The organism is Collimonas arenae (assembly GCF_000786695.1).
GTDB classification, from domain to species: Bacteria; Pseudomonadota; Gammaproteobacteria; order Burkholderiales; family Burkholderiaceae_D; genus Collimonas; species Collimonas arenae_A.
The window spans coordinates 3373751-3398846 of sequence record NZ_CP009962.1; the positions used below are offsets into that span (position 1 = coordinate 3373751).

At 57.6% G+C, this 25096-nt stretch carries 24 protein-coding genes; 3 read left to right on the plus strand and 21 right to left on the minus strand.

Going from position 1 to position 25096, the window contains the following annotated elements; genetic code table 11:
* Positions 1-23: 23 nt before the first annotated feature.
* From LT85_RS14840 to LT85_RS14850, 3 genes are all read right to left on the minus strand, one after another.
* Complete coding sequence (locus LT85_RS14840; protein ID WP_038490091.1) at positions 24-1913, minus strand: potassium transporter Kup; 1890 nt, start codon at positions 1911-1913, stop codon at positions 24-26.
* A 93-nt stretch (positions 1914-2006) separates the two neighbouring features.
* Positions 2007-2627, minus strand: coding sequence for a ParB-like protein (locus LT85_RS14845; protein ID WP_038490095.1), 621 nt, complete (start codon positions 2625-2627; stop codon positions 2007-2009).
* Positions 2628-2725: 98 nt separating this feature from the next.
* Entirely contained in the window at positions 2726-3358 is a 633-nt protein-coding gene (locus LT85_RS14850) for a TetR/AcrR family transcriptional regulator (RefSeq protein ID WP_038490098.1), read from the minus strand.
* Between the two features lie 73 nt (positions 3359-3431).
* Here LT85_RS14850 and LT85_RS14855 point away from each other — a divergent pair, with 73 nt between their 5' ends.
* Positions 3432-4049, plus strand: a complete 618-nt coding sequence (locus LT85_RS14855; protein ID WP_038490101.1) for a glutathione S-transferase C-terminal domain-containing protein — start codon at positions 3432-3434, stop codon at positions 4047-4049.
* A 205-nt stretch (positions 4050-4254) separates the two neighbouring features.
* Here the strand turns inward: LT85_RS14855 and pgm are convergent, their stop codons facing one another.
* From pgm to LT85_RS14875, 4 genes are all read right to left on the minus strand, one after another.
* On the minus strand, positions 4255-5934 hold the full coding sequence (gene pgm, locus LT85_RS14860; RefSeq protein ID WP_038490103.1) for a phosphoglucomutase (alpha-D-glucose-1,6-bisphosphate-dependent): 1680 nt from the start codon (positions 5932-5934) through the stop codon (positions 4255-4257).
* A gap of 126 nt (positions 5935-6060) precedes the next feature.
* On the minus strand, positions 6061-7083 hold the full coding sequence (gnd, locus tag LT85_RS14865) for a phosphogluconate dehydrogenase (NAD(+)-dependent, decarboxylating) (RefSeq protein WP_038490105.1): 1023 nt from the start codon (positions 7081-7083) through the stop codon (positions 6061-6063).
* Between the two features lie 118 nt (positions 7084-7201).
* On the minus strand, positions 7202-7450 hold the full coding sequence (locus tag LT85_RS14870; protein ID WP_038490108.1) for a hypothetical protein: 249 nt from the start codon (positions 7448-7450) through the stop codon (positions 7202-7204).
* A gap of 306 nt (positions 7451-7756) precedes the next feature.
* Positions 7757-8206, minus strand: coding sequence for an RcnB family protein (locus tag LT85_RS14875; protein WP_038490110.1), 450 nt, complete (start codon positions 8204-8206; stop codon positions 7757-7759).
* Between the two features lie 577 nt (positions 8207-8783).
* On the opposite strand from LT85_RS14875, the gene LT85_RS14880 reads away from it, so the two are divergent.
* Complete coding sequence (locus LT85_RS14880; protein WP_038490114.1) at positions 8784-10859, plus strand: M13 family metallopeptidase; 2076 nt, start codon at positions 8784-8786, stop codon at positions 10857-10859.
* 107 nt (positions 10860-10966) lie between these two features.
* Here the strand turns inward: LT85_RS14880 and LT85_RS14885 are convergent, their stop codons facing one another.
* From LT85_RS14885 to LT85_RS26665, 3 genes are all read right to left on the minus strand, one after another.
* A complete protein-coding gene (locus LT85_RS14885) occupies positions 10967-11386 on the minus strand; it encodes an EF-hand domain-containing protein (protein WP_038490115.1) in 420 nt (139 codons plus the stop codon).
* 42 nt (positions 11387-11428) lie between these two features.
* A complete protein-coding gene (locus tag LT85_RS14890; protein WP_081992407.1) occupies positions 11429-12994 on the minus strand; it encodes a S10 family peptidase in 1566 nt (521 codons plus the stop codon).
* Between the two features lie 414 nt (positions 12995-13408).
* The gene (locus LT85_RS26665) at positions 13409-13588 is read right to left on the minus strand and encodes a hypothetical protein (protein WP_156117544.1); all 180 of its coding nucleotides are present in this window, start codon (positions 13586-13588) and stop codon (positions 13409-13411) included.
* A 204-nt stretch (positions 13589-13792) separates the two neighbouring features.
* Between LT85_RS26665 and LT85_RS14900 the strand changes: the two genes are divergently transcribed.
* Positions 13793-14698, plus strand: coding sequence for a LysR family transcriptional regulator (locus LT85_RS14900; RefSeq protein ID WP_038490121.1), 906 nt, complete (start codon positions 13793-13795; stop codon positions 14696-14698).
* Positions 14699-14718: 20 nt separating this feature from the next.
* Here LT85_RS14900 and LT85_RS14905 read toward each other — a convergent pair whose 3' ends face one another.
* The 11 genes from LT85_RS14905 to dctP are packed head-to-tail and all read right to left on the minus strand — an operon-like array spanning position 14719 to position 25075.
* On the minus strand, positions 14719-15645 hold the full coding sequence (locus LT85_RS14905) for an ACP S-malonyltransferase (protein WP_038490126.1): 927 nt from the start codon (positions 15643-15645) through the stop codon (positions 14719-14721).
* Between the two features lie 51 nt (positions 15646-15696).
* Entirely contained in the window at positions 15697-16851 is a 1155-nt protein-coding gene (locus LT85_RS14910) for an ABC transporter substrate-binding protein (RefSeq protein ID WP_052135208.1), read from the minus strand.
* Positions 16852-16911: 60 nt separating this feature from the next.
* Positions 16912-17850, minus strand: a complete 939-nt coding sequence (gene mdcB, locus LT85_RS14915; RefSeq protein WP_052135209.1) for a triphosphoribosyl-dephospho-CoA synthase MdcB — start codon at positions 17848-17850, stop codon at positions 16912-16914.
* Entirely contained in the window at positions 17847-18524 is a 678-nt protein-coding gene (gene mdcG / locus LT85_RS14920; protein ID WP_038490130.1) for a malonate decarboxylase holo-[acyl-carrier-protein] synthase, read from the minus strand. Before mdcG ends, mdcB begins: the two co-directional genes overlap by 4 nt.
* Positions 18508-19218, minus strand: coding sequence for a biotin-independent malonate decarboxylase subunit gamma (locus LT85_RS14925; RefSeq protein WP_038490133.1), 711 nt, complete (start codon positions 19216-19218; stop codon positions 18508-18510). Before LT85_RS14925 ends, mdcG begins: the two co-directional genes overlap by 17 nt.
* The gene (locus LT85_RS14930) at positions 19219-20118 is read right to left on the minus strand and encodes a biotin-independent malonate decarboxylase subunit beta (protein WP_172656986.1); all 900 of its coding nucleotides are present in this window, start codon (positions 20116-20118) and stop codon (positions 19219-19221) included.
* Positions 20118-20429, minus strand: a complete 312-nt coding sequence (gene mdcC / locus LT85_RS14935) for a malonate decarboxylase acyl carrier protein (RefSeq protein WP_038490138.1) — start codon at positions 20427-20429, stop codon at positions 20118-20120. Before mdcC ends, LT85_RS14930 begins: the two co-directional genes overlap by 1 nt.
* A gap of 30 nt (positions 20430-20459) precedes the next feature.
* On the minus strand, positions 20460-22121 hold the full coding sequence (mdcA, locus tag LT85_RS14940) for a malonate decarboxylase subunit alpha (protein ID WP_038490140.1): 1662 nt from the start codon (positions 22119-22121) through the stop codon (positions 20460-20462).
* 1 nt (position 22122) lies between these two features.
* Positions 22123-23472: a TRAP transporter large permease gene (locus LT85_RS14945; protein WP_038490143.1), complete on the minus strand. Its 1350-nt coding sequence runs from the start codon at positions 23470-23472 to the stop codon at positions 22123-22125.
* Complete coding sequence (locus LT85_RS14950) at positions 23472-24059, minus strand: TRAP transporter small permease (RefSeq protein ID WP_038490146.1); 588 nt, start codon at positions 24057-24059, stop codon at positions 23472-23474. The genes LT85_RS14945 and LT85_RS14950 overlap by 1 nt, the downstream gene beginning before the upstream one ends.
* A complete protein-coding gene (gene dctP, locus LT85_RS14955) occupies positions 24056-25075 on the minus strand; it encodes a TRAP transporter substrate-binding protein DctP (RefSeq protein ID WP_038490149.1) in 1020 nt (339 codons plus the stop codon). Before dctP ends, LT85_RS14950 begins: the two co-directional genes overlap by 4 nt.
* Between the last annotated feature and the right edge of the window lie 21 nt (positions 25076-25096).

Sequence of the window (25096 nt, forward strand, 5' to 3'; positions counted from 1 at the left end):
CTCCCCCTGCGGACGATACGCCATCAGATAGCTACCTGGCGTCCGATCAGGATAACGCTGTCCTTCGGCAGCCGGAAGAAATCGCTGACGTGCATCGAGTTACGCTCCATCAGGGCAAACATGTTCCCTTGCCAAGCCGTCAGTCCTTGTCCATCCTCGCGCTGGATAACGTCGACATAACCCACGTAGTAGACGGCATCGTCAAAATCCAGGCTTGGGATTTGCTGGCAAGCCCTCTTCAACACGGCAGGAATATCCGGTTTTTCCATAAAGCCGAATCTTGCCTTGGCGCGCCAGTAATTGGGCTGGACCTGGGAAATCGTCAGGCGTTCCGACTCCTTAATCCAGGGAATCGCTTCGGACACCGCGTTCACCACAAACAGGTTTTCATGCAACGCCCGATTGTGCTTCACGTCCCACACCATGACCGGCGGCGTATCGCTATCGGTGCGCGACAGGAAAACTGCCGTGCCCGGTACGCGGGGAATATTTCGCGACACCAGCGAAGCCATGAACTCTTCAACCGGAACCGCCTGCTGGTCAAGGTTTTGCAGCACGGCGTTCGAGCCGCGATGCCATACCAGCATCGTGCCGAAAACGATACTCGCCAACAGCAGCGGCACATAGCCGCCATCGGCCACCTTGGTCAGGTTGGCAAGGAAAAACGACGCATCGATACAAACGAAAGCCCCGGCAACGACGCCGCTCTTGACGATCCCCCAGCCCCACACCTCGCGCATGGCGATGAACAGCAATCCGGATGTGAGCAGCATAGTTGCCGCGACGGCAATGCCATACGCAGAAGCCAGATTGTCGGATTTACGGAACGCCAGCGTAAGACCAACCGTCACGATCATCAGCAACCAGTTCACGATACCGACATAAATCTGACCGTAGCCTTCCTCGGAAGTTTGCTTGATGCGCAAACGCGGCAACCAGCCTAGCTGGATTGCCTGGCGCGTCATCGAAAACGCACCGGTAATGATCGACTGGCTGGCAATAATCGTCGCCACCGTGGCCAGCACGATAAACGGGATCAGCAAGAAATCCGGGCACAGGCGGAAGAAGATGTTGTCGGTGGTCGGCGTTCCTTCCAGCACCAAGGCGGTCTGGCCGGCATAGTTAAGCAACAGGCTGGGGAGCACCACGGCGGACCATGCAAGACGGATCGGGCGCGCGCCGAAATGCCCCATGTCGGCGTACAGGGCTTCTGCCCCGGTAACACACAGAAAGACGCCGCCCAGGATCAGGAAACTGGCATAGCCGCTGGAGAACAGGTAATGCAAACCATAGAGCGGATTGAGGGCGGCCAGCACAGCCGGATGACGCGCAATACCGATTACACCCATGACGGCCATCGCGACGAACCATAGCAGCATGATCGGACCAAAAGCTTTGCCGATGCGCGCCGTACCCAGCGGCTGAATCGCGAACAGTGCTACCAATATCGCCACTGCAGCCGGCAATATATAAGGCTCGACATCCGGCGTGACAATTTTCAATCCTTCCAGCGCAGAGAGCACCGAGATTGCCGGCGTAATCGCGCCATCGCCATAGATCAGCGCAGCGCCAAACAAACCAAGAGCCACGATAAGCGGTCGTTTGTGCTTTTTAATTCCCAGCAAAGACATCAGCGCCAGAATGCCGCCTTCGCCATCGTTATCGATACTCATGGCAAAGATGACATACTTTACCGACGTGATCATGATCAGCGTCCAGACAATCAGGGACAGCACGCCAAGTACCACATCATGCGTAGCCGCCCCGCCAGTCATGCCCAGCACAGTCTTGAGCGTATACAAGGGGCTGGTGCCGATATCGCCAAAAACGATACCGAGCGCCGACAATCCCAGTACGGAGACGCCGGCGCGGCCGTTCGGCTTGGCAGAATCAGATTTGATGACTGTAGTCATGGGGTAAACATTCCTTTTTGGACGCAAAAAAATACGGCCTCTCCGATCAGGCGGAAAGGCCGGATATTCTTCCAAAGCGAAGACATTGCAATTTTATGCAGGGGTGATTACGCCGCTCCAGCCGGGCAGATAGTGCGCATCCTGGGTGGCGGCCAGTTTCTTGGCTTTGACCAGGGCTTTGGCGAAATCCTTTTGCACGCTGCCGATAGAAATACGCGAGCGCAAGAAGTCGGCCCAGAGGAATTCGCTGAACGGCGTCACGTCCTTGGCATAACCGCCGGCGCGGCGCAATTCTCCGGCCAGGCTGCGGTAAGGATCGTCCTGCAGGGATTCAAGCCGGGCCGGCAAGGCAGCGAAATCCCGGCGTATGCCGTCGTTGTCATAAGGATGCACCCATTGATGGTGATCCATCACAGTCCAGAAATTGGCAGGATTCAGGGAGGAAAGGTCTTTGAGCAGTAACAGCCAGCCGGTCTTGACCTCCTCCTCCAGCAAGGCCAGGCCGAAATGATGGTGGTCGACTATATAGTGTTTTCCATCGGGACCGGTCACGGCGGGGAACCAATGCTGGTGGAGCGATGTGTCGCGCGCCTTCTTGCTCAGCTTGCTCCATTCTTTGCGCTTGAGCGCCACCTCCTCCTTGCCAACGGTAATTTGCGTAGGGTGAAGCTTTTCGATCTTGACGCTGATCAGCTGCGGTTGAGTCCGGTTCATGCAATTCCCCTCAGGTTCACGAAATGAGATTCTATGACAACTTGGCGGGAAAAAGGGGGTGCACATTCAGCGCATCCCCGTGACCGGGCACTCTCCTGTTAACGGCATTCTTTCCCGATGCCGCACATCAGCTTGATGCCAGCAGCAGCCGTCGCTTCCAGCGATTCCCTTGGATCACCGGCGCGCGAACGCAAGGCCAACGTGTGCAAGATCGCCGATGCCATCTTCGCCAGCAGCGCCGGCTCCAGTGCTGCAGTCGATTCGCCCTGCTCCAGCGCACGCTGGAAGCGTGACTCGAATACCTGGTCAAAACTACGCAAGCCATCCGCCAGCCGGTCGCGCACCTCGGCATCCACCACGGCCTGGGTAGCCGCGGTGCCGATCAACAGACAACCACGCGCAGCGCTGTCGAGTGGCAGATACATGCCAAGCGCCAGTTGATATACACGCAACAGCGCCTGCGCCAGCGGCAAATCGCTGGCGCAGGCCGCCGTCATTGCCTCGCGCCCCAGCGCTATATAGCGATCCAGCGTTTGCAGATAAAGCGCGTGCTTGTCACCGAACGCCGCGTACAGGCTGGGCCGGTTCATGCCGGTGGCTGCGCTGAGGTCGTCAAGCGAACTGCCGCCATAGCCCAGGCGCCAGAATACGTCGCGCGCATTGGTCAGCGCCTGCTCCGGATCGTAAGCCCGAGGCCGCCCACGGGCGCGCTTGTTTTCTTTTTGTTCCATACAGTATAAAAATGTTGACCGAGATATTTTTGTACATTATAGTACAAAAACAAATCGCTCACGGAGATCTCACATGGAACTGTATTTTTCCCCGCTGGCCTGTTCGCTGGCAACCCGCATTGCCCTGTATGAGGCTGACGCCAAGGCAGACTATATCCAGGTCAATACCAAGCTCAAGCAGTTGCATGATGGTACGGATTTCTATCCGATCAACGCATTGGGCCAAGTGCCGGTATTGCGCACGGATGATGGCGATTTATTGACTGAAAACACCGCCATCCTGCCCTACGTCGCGGACCTGTTCCCGCAAGCGGCGCTGGCGCCCGCAGACCGTCTGCAGCGCGCCAGAATGCAGCAATGGCTGGGCTTCATCAGCACGGAGCTGCACAAGGCCTTGTTTGTGCCGCTACTCGATCCCCACGCTTCGGAACCGGTGAAGACCTATGCCCGCAACAAGGCAGGTCTGCGCCTTGGCCATTTGCAGACGCATCTGGCTGACCGCGAATTCCTTCTGGACCGCTTCAGCGTGGCCGATGCCTATCTGTTCACCGTGCTTAACTGGGCCTCCCATGGCGGCATCGATCTGGCGCAATGGCCACGGGTCAAGGAATACTATGGCCGGCAGTTGCAGCGCCCCAGCATTGCGCAGGCGCTGACAGAAGAGCTCGCGCTATTCCGCGCAAAATCCTGAGCACGACAATAAGAGGCTGTTGCAAACACACTGGCATTGTTGCCCCTGCAGGCAGACGACAGTGTCGTCTGAAACCCCTGCTACACCCTCCTAGCCGTACTACTCGTACTGTCTTCGTCGGAGCGCCTAGCCATCTGTGTTCGCAACAACCTCTACAAAGACCGCACCCGATGAATGATCTGAAACGGGTGCAGTTTTTTTTAATTCATTTTGTGGCTGCCGGCGGCGGTTGTGATTGGGAAGCGCCGGCCAGCGCAGCGTCGACAATTGCCTGCGCCTCTTTGACGATACGTTGCAAGTGATCCTCGCCATGAAAACTCTCAGCGTAGATCTTGTAGATATTCTCCGTACCTGATGGCCGCGCTGCAAACCAGCCACCGGCTGTAGCCACACGCACGCCGCCGACAGGTGCGTCGTTACCGGGCGCCTTGCTGATGACGCTTTGGATTTTCTCACCGGCCAATTCAGTGCTTTGAATTTTCTGCGGCGACAAGGCGGCCAGCATTTTCTTTTGCGCCGGCGTTGCGCTCGCTTCGACCCTGGTAGCCACCGGATCGCCGAACTCGCTGGCCAGCAGGCGATACGCGTCGCCCGGATCGCGGCCGCTGCGTGCAGTAATCTCCGCCGCCAGCAACCCCGGCACCAGGCCATCCTTGTCAGTGGTCCAGGCCGATCCATCCAGCCGCAAGAACGTGGCGCCCGCGCTCTCCTCGCCGCCAAAGCCGAGCGAACCGTCGCTCAGGCCGTCGGCAAACCATTTGAAGCCGGCCGGCACCTCTACCAGCTTGCGCTTCAGACGGGCGCAGATGCGGTCGATGATCTGGCTGCTGACCACAGTCTTGCCAACGCCCGCAGTCTGCGGCCACTGGCTGCGGTGCTGGAAAAGATATTCAATGGCCACCGCCAGATAATGATTGGCCGGCATCAGACCGACGCTTCTGGTGACGATGCCGTGGCGGTCATGATCGGTGTCGCAGGCGAATGCAATATCGTAACGATCCCTCATTCCCAGCAGGCGCTGCATGGCGTAGGACGATGACGGATCCATGCGGATGCGACCATCCCAATCAAGCGCCATGAAACGGAAGGTCGGATCGACCTCTTCGCTTATCACACTCAGGTTCAGCTTGTAATGCTCGCCGATCCGCTGCCAGTAATGAACGCCCGCTCCGCCCAACGGGTCCACGCCCAGATGGATGCCAGCGTCGCGAATCACTCCCATGTCGATCACCAGGCCGAGTTCGCTGACATAGGTATTCAGAAAATCATAACGATGTGTAGTGTCCAGCCGCAAAGCCTTTTGCAGCGGCATTCTTTTGACATCCTTGAGACCACCCTTGAGAAACGCATTGGCGGCGGCTTCGATCCAGCCGGTGACATCGGTATCGGCAGCGCCGCCATTGGGCGGGTTGTACTTGAAGCCGCCGTCTTCCGGTGGATTATGCGAAGGCGTGATAACGATGCCATCCGCCAGGCCGCTGCTGCGGCCACGGTTATAGTTGATGATGGCGTGCGAGACGGCCGGCGTCGGCGTGTATTCGTCACCTTCCGCCAGCATGATGTCGACACCATTGGCCGCCAGCACTTCGACCGCGCTGGCGCAGGCAGATACCGACAGTGCGTGGGTATCTGCACCGACAAACAACGGACCGTTGATGCCATGCTTGCTGCGATAGGTGCAAATCGCCTGGCTGATGGCCAGAACATGGGCTTCGTTAAAGCTGCTATCGAACGACGATCCGCGGTGACCGGAAGTCCCGAACGCTACACGCTGCTCCACCACCTCAGGATCGGGGATATTCGTATAGTAGGCGGAGACCAGCTTTGGCACATCCACCAGTAACGCCATGGGGGCCGGCTTGCCGGCCAGGGGACTGATTTTCATGATGTAATTCCTGGAATGTCGGATTAACGCAGCGCGATCCACAGGCCAGACCTTGGCCCCGGACGGATGGCGCCTAGACTGCCACTCGCCAAATTGCGCTGCGTCGTTCCAGCCTGCATGCTGTCATCAATCGGGCTTGGCGGGCTTCTCGACATGGCCGCCGAAACCTTGCCGCATGGCTGACAACACCTTGTTGGAAAACTCGTCTTCGCCACGCGAACTGAAACGGGAAAACAATGCGGCGCTCAGGATCGGCACCGGCACGGCTTCGTCGACCGCGGCATTGATGGTCCATCTGCCCTCGCCCGAATCGGAGACATGGCCGGCGTAGTTTTCCAGCGTCGGATCTTTCAGCAGCGCACCGGCGGTCAGGTCCAGCAGCCAGGAGCCGATCACGCTGCCGCGCCGCCACAATTCGGTGATCTCCGGCAAATCGAGGTCGTACTGATAGTGCTCCGGATGACGTAGCGGCGTGGTTTCGGCGTCGGCCACGCTCTTCTGCTTGCCGACGTTGGCGTGCCGCAAAATATTCAGGCCTTCGGCATAGGCGCCCATGATGCCGTACTCGATACCGTTATGCACCATCTTGACAAAATGTCCGGCGCCTTGTGGTCCGCAGTGCAGATAACCCTGCTCGGCGCTGCTGCCGCTCTTGTTGCGGCCGGACGTAGGTGTGGCGGCATCGGCGCCAGGCGCCAGCGTCTTGAAAATTGGCGCCAGATGTTGCACCGTTTCCGTCTCGCCGCCGATCATCAGGCAATAGCCGCGGTCAAAGCCGGCCACGCCGCCGCTGGTGCCGACATCGACATAATGAATCTGTTTGGCTTTCAGTTCAGCGCCGCGGCGAATGTCGTCATGATAGTAAGAATTACCGCCATCGATCACGATGTCCCCAGCTTCCAGCAATGGCACCAGCAACGCCAGGTTTTCATCAACCACGGCCGCCGGTAGCATCAGCCACAGCACGCGCGGTGCTTTCAGCTGGCTGACAAGATCCTGCAACGATGAAGCGCCAACCGCGCCGGGGTGTACTGCCGCCTTGACGGCATCCGGGTGCAAGTCATATACCACGCACTGGTGGTCGCCTCTGGTCAAACGCCTGGCCATGTTGGCGCCCATGCGCCCTAAACCAATCATGCCTAGTTGCATCCTGCTCTCCTCGCTGAATAAATATGACGACGGTAGCCATGTTACCCGCTGCCGTTTCCCATGTCTTTTATTCTGTCGATTGTTACCTCTTCTTACTGTGGGTCGTCGCCAATCCTCTTCAATGCATTTCTTTCTTGCGGCTTTTTTCTATCAGCGTAATGGCATAAGTGCGAGCTTCGGCTTCCGCCTCTTTTTCGCTGGCGAAGACGGTGTCGACGGCCACCCGCTGCAACGGAAAAATATCGTTTCTGTGCATGGGATTGCAGGAAGGCGCATAGATCGCCAGGTTGGCGACCCAACCTTCGCTATCAGGCAATTGCAACCCGGAACATTCGATTTCGTACTCACCAATAGTTTCTGATTGCATGGCAGTCTCCATAAGGTCGCAAGGATGATCGAAGCAAATCATTGAAAAAAACACGCGGCGCAATATCCGTCCGAGAGGTCACTCTGCGGATGCCCCGGATGCTTCCGATCAGATCACATCTGCCCATTCTTCGCCACTGTAAACAGTTGCAGCGGGAACTGCAGCACATTCAGAAAATGGGAAAGCGTAACTCTGACCTCAACACGAGATCTCGCAGCAACAACAAAAGCCTCTCCCGACCGTCCGGTCAGAAGAGGTCTGGTGTCCGCCTGGCGCCAGTTACGCCAGGAGTTGACGCGCTATTTGTCAGTTACCCAACAAAAGCTGCATGATGATGCCGGTCGATATCGCCACCAGCACATAATCGCCGCCGGTTTGCACCCAATGGTAGCCACGCGGCGGCGCATTCAGGTGGTGGCCGCGCCAGTCATCGACGACATATTGCCGGTTGCGGTATTCAGGCGGCAGGCGCTGGCCGCGATAAAAGGCGTGATCAGGACCCGCGCCACGCTCGTCACGACGCTGATCGTTGTAATTGCCACGGTCTGGCTGGCGACCTTGGTCGTCGCGGCGGCCCTGATCATCACGGCGACCCTGGTCGTCACGGCGGTCGGACCTGTCGTCGCGGCGATCAGGCCTGTCATTGCGCTGCTGGCCGTTATGCTGGACGGGAATATCGAGTCCCTGGCCAAATGCAAATCCTCCTGCGGCCAACGACATTGCCATAATGGCGGAAACAATGGTTTTTGCTTTCATGCTGGGCTCCAGTTAATTGATAACAGGTCCTAAATCCACGATAGCCTCGCTGCTGCACGAATTCTGTGCGGCAACGCACATATGGCCCAATCCGGTCGCAAACCGCAGCACAACCACCGTAGTACAACCACGCTACGTGCTGCAGCGCACTGATCCAGTCAGACAGCTACTTACAGCCTGATGGCCTTTGTAGTGTACCGGAAAACCGATCAGTAGCCACATGGGCATGGCCGGCAAAAAAACCGTTCGCAGCGCTGCCGGCTTAGCCCGCCGGCGCGAACATGTCTTCCTCAGAAAATAGTCGAATCTGGAACTCATCTGCTGCATTTCCTGGTCAACATGGCATTCATTGCTATCCCTGCCTATAAGAACATTCCCAATGACAACATATCGGCTAAAATCGTCACGCTGCATGCTAGGTTTAAGCTGCAAAAAAACAAACAATATTTACACTGCCATGATCATTCCACAGCGCATCGTCTCTACCCCGCCATTTCCGCTCAATAGTGGAATGCAATAGGGGCAGGCACGGACTGCGTGTGTTGTACAAGATTTTTTTTATAAGGATTATTTCCGCGTGAAACGTTCTCTCATTTGTGCAGCAGTATTGACACTGGCTGCAAGCGCTACCTGTTCCACCTCCAGTCTTGCTCAAACACCCCAGCCTGCCGTCGGCGCCGTAGCGTCCGCGCCGCAAGTCAGCGGCATCGACACGCACAACGCCGACCTGGCCGTTCGCCCCCAGGACGATTTCTACAGCTATGTGAATGGCGCATGGCTCAAGAAAACTGAAATCCCGGCCGACAAATCGTCATGGGACGCCTTCTATGAGGTTGTTGAACATACCCTTGACCAGTTGCATTCCATTGTCGACGCCGTCAGCGCCGATAAAAATCTCGCGCCAGGATCGAACCAGCAAAAGATCGCCGATCTGTACGCCAGTTATATGAATGAACCGGTGCTGGAAACCTTGGGCATAAAACCGCTGGATGCGGAGTTCGCCCGGGTCGACGCCTTGACAGAAAAGCAGCAGATCCCCGGCCTGATTGCACATCTGAACAGCATCGGTGTCACTGCGCCTTATGCGCTGAGCATACACCAGGATGCCAAGGACTCCAGCAAAGTCATCGCCGACATCGGCCAGAGCGGCCTCGGCTTGCCTGACCGTGATTACTACCTGAAAGCGGGCGACGCCAAGCTAAAAAACACCCTGGTCAAATATCAGACCCACGTTGCAGCCATGCTGACACTGACCGGAGACAAGGCGGCGAACAAAAACGCCGCCGCCATCGTCGCCCTGGAAACCCGGCTGGCCAAGGTGCAATGGACCGAAGTACAAAACCGCGATCCGATCAAGGTCTACAACCCGGTCCCGCTTGCGCAGTTGCCTGCGCTGGCGCCGCATGTCAACTGGGCCGGCTATCTGGACGATGCAGGCCTGAAAGACAAGGTCACTTATCTGGTGGTTAGCCAGCCCAGCTTCATCAAAGGCCTGGACAAGGTTCTGCAAGACACCCCGCTGTCGGTCTGGAAAGCGTATTTCAAATGGCATGTACTGAGTAGTTATGCCTCCGATCTATCCAACGAATACGTCGACCAGAATTTCTCGTTCAAGGGCACCGTGCTGCGCGGCGTACCGCAAAATGAGCCGCGCTGGAAACGCGGCATCAGTGTCATAGAAAACAGCATGGGCGAAGGCTTGGGCCAGCTCTATGTCGAACAGTTTTTCCCGCCCGAGAACAAGGCGCGTATGGAAAAACTGGTAGCCAACCTGATCGCCGCCTACCATCAAAGCATCGACAATCTAGATTGGATGAGCGCAGACAGCAAGAAAGAGGCGCAGAAAAAACTGTCGACGCTGATGCTGAAGATCGGCTATCCGGACAAATGGCGCGACTATTCCACCCTCGTCATCAAGCACGACGACCTGGTCGGCAACGTCATGCGCTCCAATGCATTCGAATACACGCGCAATATCAACAAACTCGGCAAACCTGTAGACCGCAGCGAATGGGGCGATACGCCGCAAACAGTGAACGCCTACTACAACCCTGAGTTCAACGAAATCGTGTTCCCGGCTGCGATCCTGCAAGCGCCGTTCTTCAACGCCAACGCCGACGATGCGGTCAACTACGGTGGCATCGGTGCCGTGATCGGCCATGAAATCAGCCACGGCTTCGATGACCAGGGCAGCCAGTACGATGAAATTGGCAATTTGCGCGACTGGATGAGCAAGCAAGACCATCAGAATTTCGCGGTCAAGACCAAGGCCCTGGTGAAGCAGTACGGGGCGTATAGCGCGATATCTGGCTATAAAGTAAACGGCGAGTTGACCCTGGGCGAAAACATTGCCGACAACTCCGGCCTGGCGATTGCCTACAAGGCCTATCACCTGTCGCTGGACGGAAAAACGCCGCCGGTGATCGATGGCTTCACCGGCGACCAGCGCCTGTATCTGGGCTGGGCGCAAGTGTGGCGCGGCAAGGTGCGTGATGCACAAGCGATCGTTTACGTGAAAACAGACCCGCATTCTCCACCACGTTTCCGGGGCAATGGCACTGTCGTCAACCAGCCCGGCTTCTACAGTGCTTTCGGCGTCAAGCCTGGCGACAAGATGTACCTGCCACCGGAACAGCGCATCATCATGTGGTAAACGAATACGCCGGATCGCGCCCTCTTTTGGACACGATCCGGTTTGTCGGGAGACGGCATCAAGATCGCCTGCGTCAGGCTTGATGCCGGGATAAGTCTAAAGACGAATTAAAATGCCGCGCCGTTTGAGCGCATGAAGCTCTTCACATTTTCAAACGTCACCCTGCCAGCGTGACCCACATCGATCTGCTCGAAATTATTCGCTACAAAGCCGAATCCCGCCTTTTGCGCCTGACTCTTGGTTACTGAGCCCGTGCCATCGGTATCCGCTTCATTGAATTTCGTTTGCAGTTTTTTCAAGGCCCGGTCTTGCACCGAAACTCCCGTCGTTGTGGTGGAAGGCCCGAGAGCTGCTGCCCGTGCCGCAGCCTTGACGCGCGGCGGCACATAAGGATCGCCCAGCTGCGCCATCCCCTGGCGCGATGTCGTTGCAGATTGCATATCGGCGGCTGGCGCCTGCGCCAGAGCAGGTAAAGCAGCGGCCAGCATGGGCATCGCCAGTGCAGAGAAAATCAGGAAACGTTTCATATCAACTCCAATGCTTGAAATAGATTGAGAGGCGAAAGAAAATCATGAGCGGCTGTCGTAGTACCTGACCAGATCGCCCTTCATCAGCAAACGCGAAGGATCGAAGAGATAAATCATGTGGCCGCCGCGATAATGTGTGATCTTCAGGTTGGAGATTGTTCCAAGACGCCCCAGATCCAGTTCGGTGTTGTAGAACGGCGTGGCGAGATCGTGATAGCCATTCTCTGACAGCACCTTGAGCTTGGGATTTTGATAAATCGCCGCCGCCAGGTCGGGAATCGTATCCGGCAGGTACAAGCCGTCGTGGGTCCAGACCCAATTCTGGATGGTGTCGCCGTTTTCTATATTGTAGGTAGAGACAGCGGTATATTTCAAGCCATGCGGCAGGTAATCATTCATCCGGTCGGTGAACGGCTGGGTGATCAGGGTGCTGGACGGATCGCCGTCTGCCGCCAATGGGCTGCCGTTGACCGCGACTACCCGGCCATCGTAGCGACCGACCAGCGAACCAGGAATCAGGTTCTGCCTGAAGGTGGTTTCATCCAGGTTGAAATCTGCCTTCCACTGCGCCACCGGATAGCCGGTATTCATGAAAAGCTGGCTCAGCAGATTAGCTGAAGGCGGCGTGTTCGACGCCAGGAAAGCATCCACGGCAGGTTCATAACTGCTCACCACGAATGCGCGCATCTGTTTGGAGAATGCGGTGAGATTGGCTGGCGGTGGCGTGACCAGGTTGAAATAGGCGCCGACCGCGGCATAGCCTGGGAAGAACGGCCCATACGATCCACCGTTCATATCGGCATTGGAGTTGTAGTTCAGAACCGACGATTGCAGCACGACGCCGGTCAGTTTGGTGCCGCCGATTTCCAGCAGATTGGCCAGCACATCGGTGCGCGGCGTGCCATACGATTCGCCGTACAGGTATTTCGGCGACGCCTGCCGCTGGTTGACGTTCAGATAACGGGTGATGAAATCTCGGAACACGGCGGCATCGGCATCCACGCCCCAGAACGTCTGGTTGGTATTGGGACTGATCGCCTCGGAAAATCCGGTGCCGACGGCGTCAATGAACACCATGTCGGTGGTATCGATCAGGCTTTGCTTGTTGTCGACAAACGGAAATGGCAATGGCTCAGTGGTAGCAGGATCGCCGGTGACGATGCGTTTGGGGCTGAAAGAACCGAGATGCAGCCAGACCGAGGATGAACCCGGGCCGCCGTTATAGAAAAAAGTGACCGGACGTTTGCCGGCGTGTTGTTTGTCCGCAGTGTAGGCGACATAAAATACGCTCGCTTCCGGCTTGCCGGTCTGGGGATCGGTTGCCGTCAGATGGCCGGCGGTGGCGGTGTAATTGATGGTCCTGCCGTTGATCGTAATCCTGTTGTGGGTGATCGCTGCATTTTCCGTCACCTGCGCTGCGGCAAGGCCATCGCCGGCGCCAAAGCCATACAGCGTCTTATCGTTATAAGGCTGGTCCGCCGGCAGCCGCGCGGCAGCCAGTTCGCTTTGCGGGGCCTCTTGGGAAAACGCAGGATTGGCGCTGAATGCGAGCGCGAACAATTGTACTGAACCTGCAATACCAAACAATATCTTTCGTTTAATCGACATGTAGTCCTCGCGAGTTATATACATCGAAACAGCGACATCGAAACAGCGGCATCAAAACAGCGGCATCGAAACTGCAGCAACGAACAACCAAATCTTTCCCGGACGGCTGCGCGCCATCAAAGAAGATCCGACGCCGGTGCAACGCAAGTGATTACGCTTGTGCCGGGCTGCCAGCCATGTGCAAGATGTATTTACGACGGATTGAAAAGCGGCAGGAGAAACAGCCAATAAATATTGACGTACATCAATATATGCAAAGAACCCGAGGGAATCAAGGTGAGGATAGCCAGCCCGGTGAAATTCATTTAAGGGCTACTATTATGTATGTACAGACCTGTATGTTCAGATGTGATATGCAATATGTTCGGCCCACAAAGATAACCATGATGCATTCATGGATTTATGTCGCGTCGGTTATCGATCACTATCCGGCCAGGCAGCACCTCGACCAGGCTTTCCAAACAGTGCGGCCGGCTTCTGCTGTGATCCGCTATCTGCAGGATTCGCATACTCGCTGGGCGAGAAAAACAGATTGGCAATAATACTGATTCCAACCCCGATGACACCGATACAAATCAGTAAAATTTCGAGCATGACTCCCCCTTATCGTCCTGGCGAAATTGCCAGCGAATTATTTGTTGACCGCCTGAAAAAGCCAATGTAAAACTGTGCCGGGCAATCCGGTGGCCGCTATTTTCCGGCGTCGCCAATGACTGCACATGCGCCCACTGTAGCGCCACACCGGTGACCAGCGCCAATACCGAATATGGCGGATACCTATCTCGAAACGGCATAGCAATGATTTCACTAAGACAGCTCAAATACTTCGTCGAAATTGTCGACGCCGGCAGCTATACACGCGCCGCAGAACATCTGTTCGTCGCCCAGTCGGCGTTGAGTCGGCAGATGAAGGAATTGGAAACCGACATGCAGGTCAACCTGCTGCAGCGCGATTCACGGCATGTCGAACTGACCGAAGCCGGACAGCTGTTTTACGCGCGAACCAAAAGGATTTTGGAAGATATCGATGACGCCATCGTCCAGGCGCATCAGATTGGCAAAGGCGAACAAGGCCGGATCCGGGTGCTGCATTCGAGTTCGGTCACCTTATCCGCGGCCATGGGCGACATCTTCAACACGCTGCTGCTCAGGTTCCCCGGCGTATCTTTGGATTTCTCACGCGCGCCGTCCGAGCATCAGGCGCTGGATATCGATGAAGGCCGGGCCGATTTCGGATTGGTGAGGCTGCCGATACTGCGAAAATTTCCGAATATCCAGATCAAGAAAGTGTTTTCCGAAAAACTGGTAGTGGCGCTCTCCAAGGACCATCGCTTCGCCCAGAGAAGTCATATCGGCATCGCAGATCTACGCAATGAACATTTTGTTTCAGTGCCGCACAAGGATCGCGGCGGCCTCAGCTATCTGGTTGCGGAACTGTGCATGCGCCATGACTTTTTCCCCAAGGCCGCACGCGCCACGTCGCGCAAGGCTTCGCTGCTGAACCTGATCGAGGCCAATCTGGGGATTGCGATCGTGCCGGAAAGCATGCAGGAAATTGCACCGGCCGGCATCCGTTTTTTGCAACTGCCGCCGCAAGATGCGCAATCGGACGTTGCAGTGATTTACCGGCGCGACGCATCGCCGATGATTGCCGGCTTTATCGCGGCATTTCTGGCATTGATGCCACAGGCGGAAAAAATTTGAGATTTTGGAAAACTTCGTGCCTAGAGGCGTTGCAGCCAGCCGGCGACGCCCTGCAACGAACGGAATTCGCTCACTGAACGACAGGCAATGTGCGGATGGCGTGCTGCCAGCATGCGCGACAAGGCCGCACCCGGCCCCAGTTCCAGCGCCGCTGTGACGCCACGTTCAGCACAAGCATCCATACATGCGTGCCAGCGTATGGTATGCGTCATCTGCTGCGACAATGCTGTAATTGCTTGCTCTTTTTTGGTCAGGACATGTCCGTCCACGCCGGACAGTACCGGTAATACGGGATTGTCGCGGAATTGCTGACGTAGCTGTTCGAAAAACGGCTCGGCGGCAGTCGCCATCAACGGGGTATGCGAAGCCACCGTCACTGGCAGCACTGTTATTTTTCCACCCAGCCGCCTGATCTCGCCTGCCACCGTCAACATATCTTGCTGCAGCCCCCCGACGATGCAACTGTCGGCATCGGTTTCAATCGCTACATAAAGCCGCTGCGACGCCAGCAGGACGGCCAGCTGGCGCAACGCGATGCCGCTGACGGCAAACAGGACCTGCGGCGACTCAGGCTGCAAACAAGCGTCCATCAGTTGCGCCCGCGATGCCGCCAGCCCGATCACTTGCGACGCAGAAATCGCGCCGGCTACATGCCAGGCGGCGAGCTCGCCAATGCTATAGCCGGCAACCAACTCGGGAATCGGTAACAGCGGTTGCAATACCGACCAGGTGGCGACAGTCGCAGCCACAATCAGCGGTTGCGCCAGCAGGTTTGAGAAAAGCAGATTATCTTGAGAGAGGATTTCTTGCAGCGGCCTGTCCAGTCCCGCTGCCGCAAGCCATTGCTCCAGCGCTAGCGCAATTGCCGGGTCAGAGCGGGCAAGATCGAACATTGCCGCATGCTGGCCACCCTGCCCCGGACACAGAATCGCCAGGCGCGGCATCATGGCTGATCCGCCCCGGCTTGCTGTGCTTGCTGTGCTTGCTGTATGTGCGACTTAGCGCAGTACGTAGCCATCCTTGCCTATCACTGTCAATTCAATGAAATTGAGACCGTCATGGCTGTTCGGATCATATTTCAGCGTCATGCCGCCTACATCATAGCCGCCCATGCCTTCCAGGCCGCTGACCAGGCTTTCACGGGTCGGCTTGTTGCCAGCGCGGCGCAAACCTTCCACCAATACCTTGGCGGAGATAAAGCCTTCCAGCGTTGGATAAGAGTCGGACAATTCACTGCGCGACTTCAGCGCCGTCATGAACTCCTTGGAGATAGGTGTGCTTGAGCTTCTTGGATTCGGGAACACCTGCGTCATACCCAGGCCGCGTGCATCTTTACCCAAGCTTTGCAAGAACACCTGCGAGCTGACGTTCGACAAGGTGATCAATTGCTGCTGGCCGCCAGCTTCGCGATACTGTTTGATGAAAGCGGCGCATGGCTTGGCCGTGCAAATCATCAGGACAGCCTGCGGCTTGGCATCGAATATTTTCTTGACTGCGCCTTCGACCGCAACCGTGTTGCGTTCGTAACTGGCGATCAGCGGCTCTGGCAGCTTATGCTTCTTGATCGCCTGTTTCAAGCCTTCCAGCGCGTCATTGCCAAACGAATCGTTGGAGACTAGCACCGCGTAGCGTTGCAGGCCCATGCCCGACAATTGCTCGATCGCGGTGCCGACTTCATCGCGGTATTTGGAACGCACATTGAACAGGTAGTGCTGCATAGGCTCGTGCAGCGAGGTAGCGCCGGAGACCGGTGCTATCAAGGGCACCTTGGCGTCATTAATGGTGCTGAGGATCGATTCAGTGGTAGGAGTGCCGCGATACAGGAACAGGGCGAAGGCATTTTTTTCATTCAGCAGCTTGCGGGTGTTTTCGACGGTGCGCTTTGGCTCAAAGCCGTCATCCAGCGATTCCAGCACGATCTTGCGGCCGAACACACCGCCCTGCTTGTTGACGATATCGAAATACAGTTGCGCGCCGGCGGTGGCTTGCTTCACTTCTTCTGCGGCAGTACCGGTAAAACCCGCTGACTGGCCGATGATGATGGTGTTGCTCGTGATGCCCTGTTCGGCGTTAGCGCTAACAGGCGCAGCCGAACCAAACAAACCTAACAAGCTGATACTGACTGCCAAAGACAACTTCTGATGCACTTTCATTTGTTCTCCAGATATATTCGTCGACACGGTGTGTACATGGGAACGCTAGCCGCGAGCAAGTCATCGCAGGTAGCTCAATCCATGGAGTAAATAGGTGGCTGCCAGCAAGTCGGCAGCACCACCGGGCGACAGCTTATCCTGAATAAATACTTTATGGCAACTAATTGCTTGTTGACGCCAATTAATTGTCGCACTGCCTCCCGTTTCCAGGAATTGCCGGGCGCAAGTTTTGACCTTGTCGGCGGCCGTTGCACCGCCCCGATGGTAGAGATTGGTGTCGCTGATACTGGCCATCAGGGCAAACAAGGCATCCGTTGCAGCAGCGTCGTAACCACGGCCGGCATTGAGTGTCAGCAGGAATCGCGGCAGAGCGATCTCGAACAAGGAAGGAAATCCCAACGCCGCTTCTTCGCTGGCGCCACTGACGGCGTATGTTTCCGCCACCTGACGGCCATGCGACATGTCCGAAGGATGCGCGCTCCCGGCCCGTTCCTGCATATGCCGCGTCAAGGCATCACCCCACTGGATCAACAACGTGGCGCGAATCGCCGCTGGCGACAAGGGCATGTCGCGGCTTTGGCAATAGCCGGTCGCCGCACACAACATGCCGAGGCAAAAAATGGCGCCTCTGTGTGTATTCACACCTGCCGTAGCTTTCAGCATGGTTTGTTCAGCGGCGATGCCAAGCTGTCGCAATACGGCAAAGTCCTTGCCTGCCATGCCGGCTCGTGTAATCTGAATGAAATAATGGCGTAGCGAGAACAGGCTGCGCATGAAAGTACCGGCATCCATATCCGTATGACTGCCGCTGTCTACCAGCGACACCAGGCCGGGCTTCGGATACAGCTGCAATTCGCGATACAGGCTGCGCAAGGCAAGCCGCGCCACCTTCTGGCTAAACGCCCGCTGCTGGCGGAGACTCTGTTGAGGCAGACCGTGACGGCGTATCTGCGGTGACACCGGAAACCGCGGATCGGGGCAAAGCGGCGCCGCTATCATGCAGGCTCCAGGCTAGACATCAGGCGCGCCAACGGCGTCAACTGCACGATAGTTTCCGTCTTTACCAGCACCCGTGGCTGACTGGAGGCATGCAGCGCCTGCCAGCACTCTTTCCAGGCTACCGCCTGGCCGTCCGGAAAAATCACTTCGCCGTCCAGCGGCAAACGCGCCGCATGCTGCGCCAGCAATGCCATGCCACGCGAAAATTCCGGTTCGCTTCTGGGCGTAAACAAGAGATCGATATCCGAACTGGCCGTGACATAATTTTGTTGCGTCAGGATTTGCCAGGCCCAGGAGCCGTAAACTCGCAAGACGATACCGCTATGCAGGCAATCGCCAGCAAATGCATGCAAGGGACCGCTCCAGCCGGGCGGCATATGCGCCAACGCTTTCTCCAGCGTCAGCGGTTCTTCAATCCTCTGGATACCGGCAAGTTGCACTCGCAATGGAATCCTGGCCTTGTCGCCATTGCCGTCAGGCGGCAGCGCCAGGCCCACGCACAATTCATTGTCGGACGTATCCGCTTCGCGCCGCCGCAACACCAGCGGCCAGTCCTCCTGCTGCCAACGCGTTAGCGCGACGCACACAGTGTCCACTGAGTCGGCAGCCGCTGTCTGCGCTGCCCGCCGCCAGCCATTGGCGTTGAGCCAGACCAGGCTATGCCGGGCTATCATTTGCGCGTACCGCCTGCGCCACCGGCAAGGCCTGGCTACGGCCGCCACGCTGCAAGCCCGCTGCACTGCGCCGGTCGACAGGATTGGCATCCTGTAGCGCTTGCGCCAGCTGCACAGCAAGATCACCATCCCAGATCGCTTCAATGCCACCCATCTGCAGATAATTGACCGGCCCCGGCGCAAACACCGGATTGCTCTTGGCCAGTTCCGTCAAGCGCTCCAAAGGCACCTTGGTAATCCGTGCCATGGCCGGCAAGCCCATCACGCGGATGGTTGCTCCAGGCAGTGCATAGCAAGCGTCAGCCATCAGGCCGCTGGTGATGAAACCGCCCGACAGTGCCTGGTCGTACACCAGACCGATGATCTTGTACCCGCTGCTGCGCGCCAGCGCGATGCATTTTCCCAGATGCGCCATATAGCTGTTAATCCCCAGCATTTCGTCACGATGGCGCAAGCGCTGGCCCTGGGTATCGACCAGGATGACGATAGGCCGCTGCGGAAAATTACGCAACGTGGTCAATATTGTCTGCGCCTGCATCAAGGCAATTTCGACGCCAATCGGTGCATGACCGCTACTGCCGATAATGCTCACCGTGACGCCGTCAACTTGCGCGGTGCCCGTCAGGAAATTATCCTGTTCAACAATGGTGTGGCCGCCTGGGAATAACTGTGCGGCTAACGTGATCCAGTCCATTCACGGCCTCCGTCGCAGTTGTGCGGTAGCGGCAACAAAGGCGTCGGCTTCCAGCATGGGCAGGTTGGCGGCGTCGGCAATGCCGATTTTCTGCCAGATATCGAGCGGATCGGCGGCAGCGCCAAAGGCGTCGACACGATCCTGCAAAAAATGTTGTTCAGCTTCCAGTGCTTCCAGGGTCAGCGCAATCTCGCCTGCATTGGCATGGCATTCCTGCGCCAGATCGAGGGCTGCCTGCCGGAAGGCGTCGCTATGGTCCGCCACCAGCAATTGACAGTCTCCCAGAAGATAGCGGTGCTTGCCGCCAGTGGTGCGCCACACCAGCGCACGGTCGCGCGAATCGAATTCTTCGACCCCATTGGCGGTCTCGATCACCTCCGGCCCGGACATCGCCAGCCGCCCTTCTTCCGACATCACGATAGCGTTGGCGCAGCAGGCGACGATCCCCATGCCGCCGAAACAGCCGTTGGAGCCGCCGACCAGCGCGATCACCGGGATACCGGCGGTGCGTACGTCGAGCAAGGCGCGCATCACTTCGGATACCGCAATCAAGCCGGCATTGGCTTCATGCAGACGCACCCCGCCGCTTTCCAGCAACAACAACACCGCATAAGGTCGATCCAACAAAGCGCGCTGCAACAACCCGGTTAGCTTCGCGCCATGCACCTCCCCCACCGCGCCCCCCATGAAGCCGCCCTCTTGCGCCGCCACCAGTACCGGTTCTCCAAACAACCGTGCTGCGCCAATCGCAATGCCATCATCGAACGAGACCGGTGCATCCAGCTGCCCCAGATGAGGACTGACAATGCGCAACTCGGGCGGCAAAAATTCTGTGAAACTGCCAGCATCAAGCACCGCATGCAAGCGCTCGCGCGCATTCGCTTCCAGATAACTGCTCATCAAGGACTCCCCAGCGCCGTCTGCACCGCCTGGTCCAGACGCAGGCTGACCACCGCAGGCGTCGCACCCATGTCGTTGATCGCAATACGCGTATCGGCAAGCTGCCAGCGCTGCTGAAAATCGTCCAGCACCGCTTGCCATATCTTGCCGAAACCGCGGGCGGCGGTTCTGACTTCAATCGCACATGCACCGTTCAACACGGCCGATTCGATCAGCACTTCCAGATTACCGGAGCTGACCACTCCCGAGAGTTGCGCCGTCGCGGGCAGCGGGCGCTGGCCATGCTCAAAACGAAAATTCAAGGTTTCCATCGGAGTACCCCATCACTTTTACAGCGTGACTCACCAGTTCCTGAAGCGCTTTGGCGGCTGATACAAGCCGCCTGAAGCGCGCACCAGGTCCTTCATGCTTTTGGCCGCCAGCAAATCGCGCGTAGCGAGCCGCTTGTCTATCCCCAGATCCTCCGGCCGCTGGATGATGCCGCGGTCACGCAGGTTCTCGACCATCCGTTTGTCCCGTCCCAGGCCAATTGCGGTATAGCCTGCCACGCCGCGCACCGCCTGCTCGCGCTCTTCGTCGGTGCGGCACAACAGCAGATTGGCCAGCCCTTCTTCGGTCAGGATATGGCTAACGTCTTCACCATAGATCATCACCGGCGGAATCGCCATGCCGGCTTGCTCGGCAAGTTCCCAGGCATCGAGCCGCTCGACGAAAGCCGGCTGCATATGCTCGCGGAAGGTTTCAACCATTTGCACCACCAGCTTTTGACCACGCGGAATAAGGTTCCTGCCGTCCCGCGCCTGCTTGCCTGCTTTCAGCCAGGCCGGGCTGGCATGACGCCGGCCGCGGGCATCGGCGCCCATGTTAGGCGCGCCGCCGAAGCCGGCGATGCGGTCGGCGGTAGCGGTGGATGAATTGCCTTGCAGATCGATCTGCAGGGTTGAACCGATGAACATGTCGCAAGCGTAATGGCCGGCCATCTGACTGAAGGCGCGGTTGCTGCGCATCGAACCGTCCGGACCAACGAAAAACACATCCGAGCGCGCCCGGATGTAGTCTTCCATGCCAAGCTCTGAGCCAAAGGAATGGATCGATTCGACAAAACCGGCCTCAATCGCAGGAATCAGCGCCGGATGCGGATTGAGCGCCCAATGCCGGCAAATCTTGCCCTTCAGGCCAAGCGAAGCGGCGTAGGTCGGCAGCAGCAATTCAATTGCGGCGGTGTCGAAACCGATGCCATGGTTGAGCCGTTGTATGTCGTATTCTGCGTAGATACCCTTGATCGCCATCATCGCCATCAATACCTGGATATCGGAGATCTGCGCCGGATCGCGCGTAAACAACGGTTCGATATAGTGCGGCGTCGGCGCCTTCACCACAAAGCCTACCCAGTCGGCCGGAATATCGACACGCGGCAGGACATCGACTATTTCATTGACCTGCGCAATCACGATGCCGCCGCTAAAAGCCGTGGCTTCGACAATCGCCGGCGTGTCCTCGGTATTCGGTCCGGTATACAAATTGCCGTGGCGGTCGGCTGCCTGCGCCGCCACCAGCGCCACGCGCGGCGTCAGGTCGATAAAGTAACGGCCGAATAATTCAAGATAGGTATGGATCGCGCCGATATTGAGCTTGCCGGCCGCAACCAGGCCGGCCAAGCGCACCGCTTGCGGCCCCGAAAAAGAAAAGTCCAGACGTGTGGCGATGCCGGTTTCAAAGATGTCCAGATGCTCAGGCAACGCCAGCACCGACAGCAGCATATGCAAGCCATTGACGCGCGCCGGATCGAGCTTGGCCAGTTCCTTGGCCAGGAAATCGGCTTGCTTCTGGTTATTCCCTTCCAGGCAAACCTTGTCGCCGGATTCGAGCACGCTATGCAGCAGATCCCTGATCCGCCCTGTTTCCACCAGCTTGCCCTGGCAAGCGCTGCCGAGCGTCTCGGCGACCCGCCGCAGGCGTTGTTCGCGATTTGTATTGCGCACATCCCAACGGCGGCTGTCCATGTCAGCGGGCTCCCATCAATAAATCCGGCAGTCCAGTGACAATGCCAGGAAACAGGCACAGCAAAATAATCGCCAGAAACATCAACAACAGGAATGGCAGCGTACCCTTGATGACATCGCTAAGCGGAATGTCGGGCGCAATGTTCTTGATGACGAACAGGTTCAGGCCGACCGGCGGATGAATCAGGCCCATCTCCATCACCACAGTCATCACCACGCCGAACCAGATCAGGTCGAAACCGGCTTCACGCAAAGGCGGCAGGATGATCGGCGCGGTCATCAGGATGATCGACACCGGCGGCAGGAAGAAGCCGAGCACGATCACCATCAGCAAGATCATCGCCAGCAGCAGCCATTTAGACAGATGCAGGGCAACTACCCATTGCGCCGCCGACTGGCTGATGTGCAAGTAACTCATCACGTACGAATACAGCAAGGACATGCCGATAATCAGCAACAGCATGCAGGATTCCTTGATGGTCGAATTCAGGAAAGGCATCAGGTCGCGCGGCCGCCACATGCGGTACACCACGGCAATCAGCACGATCGCCAGCAAAGCGCCGAGGCCGGCGGTTTCCGACGGCGTGGCAAAGCCGCCGTACAAGGCAATCATCACGCCAATCAGCAGCACCAGGAAAGGCAGCACGCGCGGCAGCATTTCCACCTTTTGCGCGAGGGTGAAATGCTCGTCATCCAGATAAGCCGACTTGACGCCGCCCTGGCTGTAGATCGCATGCGCAATGCGATATTCTTTGCGGGCGCGGTACACGGCGTAGCCGGCGAACAGGAACACCAGCAACATACCCGGGCCGATGCCGGCCAGGAACAAGCGGCCCAGCGATTGCTCCGAGGCCACCGCGTACAGGATCATGGTGATCGAAGGCGGCAGCAGAATCCCCAAAGTGCCGCCGGCGGCGATTATGCCTGCCGCAAAGCCAGGAGAGTAGCCACGGCGACGCATTTCCGGGATACCGGCGGAACCGATCGCAGAACAAGTCGCCGGCGATGAACCGGCCATGGCGGCAAACAAGGCGCAGGCAAAGACATTGGCGATCCCGAGACCGCCCGGAACCCGGCTCAGCCAGGCATGAATGGCGGAATACAAGTCACGCCCCGCCGGCGATTTGCCGATGGCCGCACCCTTAAGGATAAACAAGGGAATCGACAGCAAGGTGACGGAAGCGATTTCCTCGTAGACGTTCTGCGTCACGGTATCGAGCGAAGAAGCGGGCATGAAGAAATACATGAAGCTGGTAGCCACCACACCGAGCGCAAAGGCAATCGGCATGCCTGAACACATCACGACGATAGTGACGATGCCATACAGGGCACCAAGGGCAAGCGGACTCATTACACTCCCGTGACAGTTTGTTGAGTGACGGCTTGCTTGCGGTCAGTCAGGCGCGTCAGCACCTGCACCAGGATTTGCAAGGTCAGCACGGTCATGCCGAGCGCCATCAGAGAATAAGGAATCCACAGCGGCGGTGCAAAAGTGGATGAGGTAGTCTGGCCTTCGGACCAGGCTTCATGAAACAGAGTCCACGATTTCCAGGAAAAGAAAGCGCAGAACAAAAAGGAAACCACGTCGACCAGCAGCAGGCGTACTGCGTTCACCGCGGCAGGCAATATCGAAGACAGGGCTTCGATGCCGATATGGCCGCGATACGATTGCGCGTAGCCGGCGCAGAGGAAGATCACGCCGACCAGCATAAAAACGGTGGCGTCATCTTGCCAATCGGTCGGCGTATGGAAAAAATAGCGCGCCACCACCGAATAGGTCATGATCAGCGCAGTCAGCATTAGCGCTACCATCGACAGGTACAAAGCGAATTTATTGAAGCGGTCAAGTACGCCGGCCAGCCCTGCCACCACCGGATTGTCCGGCGTGGCGGGTAATGCAGGCCCTGCGGTCGGCTTCGTATCGAAGCCGTGGCTCATAGGAGTTTCTCAGCCAGTTTCAGCAACTTGGCGCAATTATCGTTTCTTGCCGCATAGTCCTTCCACGCCGTGTTGCGCGCGATATCCTGCCACTTCTTGACGGTGGCGGCGTTCAGATCGACTACCTTGGCGCCAGCCTTTTGATAGACCGCGGCGACGCCGGAATCATCCAGCCGCGCGGCGTTCTCGGCAAATTTTTCCATATCTGCACCGACCGCCATGACCGCTACTTGCTGCTCCTTGGTCAGGCGATCGAAAGTCGCCTTGGAAATCATCAGCGGCTCAAGCATGTACCAGTAGGCTTTATCGCGGCCGCTGGTCAGGCTCTTCGACACTTCTTCCAGACGGAAGGAAATCAGCGAAGTCGAGGAAGTCATGGCCGCGTCCATCGCGCCGGTCTGCATCGCGGCATAGATTTCATTGGATGGCAGCGTCACCACGGCGGCGCCGGCTTCCTTCAAAATCATGTCCATCTCGCGCGAACCGCCGCGCACCTTCAGCCCCTTGGCGTCCGACGGATCGACAATCGGCTTGGTGCGTGAAGCAACGCCGCCGGCCTGCCAGATCCAGCTGACGATAATCACGCCCTTTTCCAGCAGGATGCGCGACAATTCCTTGCCGACTTCGGCATTCTTCCAAGCTGCGCCCTGCTCATAGGAAGTCACCAGACCTGGCATCAGACCGATGTTAACCTCCGGCACTTCGCCGCCGGCATAGTTGAGCGGCACCAGAGAGAAATCCAGTGCGCCTTTGCGCAGCGCGGAGAACTGTGAGTTGGTCTTCATCAGGGAAGAACCGGGATAGATTTCGAATTTCAGGCTGCCGTTGGTGCGCTTGCCGACTTCTGCCGCAAACATGCGAGTCAAGCGGTCACGGAAGTCACCTTCGCTGATACTGCCGCCGGGAAACTGGTGGGAAATTTTAAGAGCGCTGGATTGCGCCCAGACTGACGACATAGACCAGAACGGCGTGCTCGCGAGTGCACCCAGCACCGTTCTTCTGCTGACTAAAGACATATCCCCTCTCCTCTGGTGGAA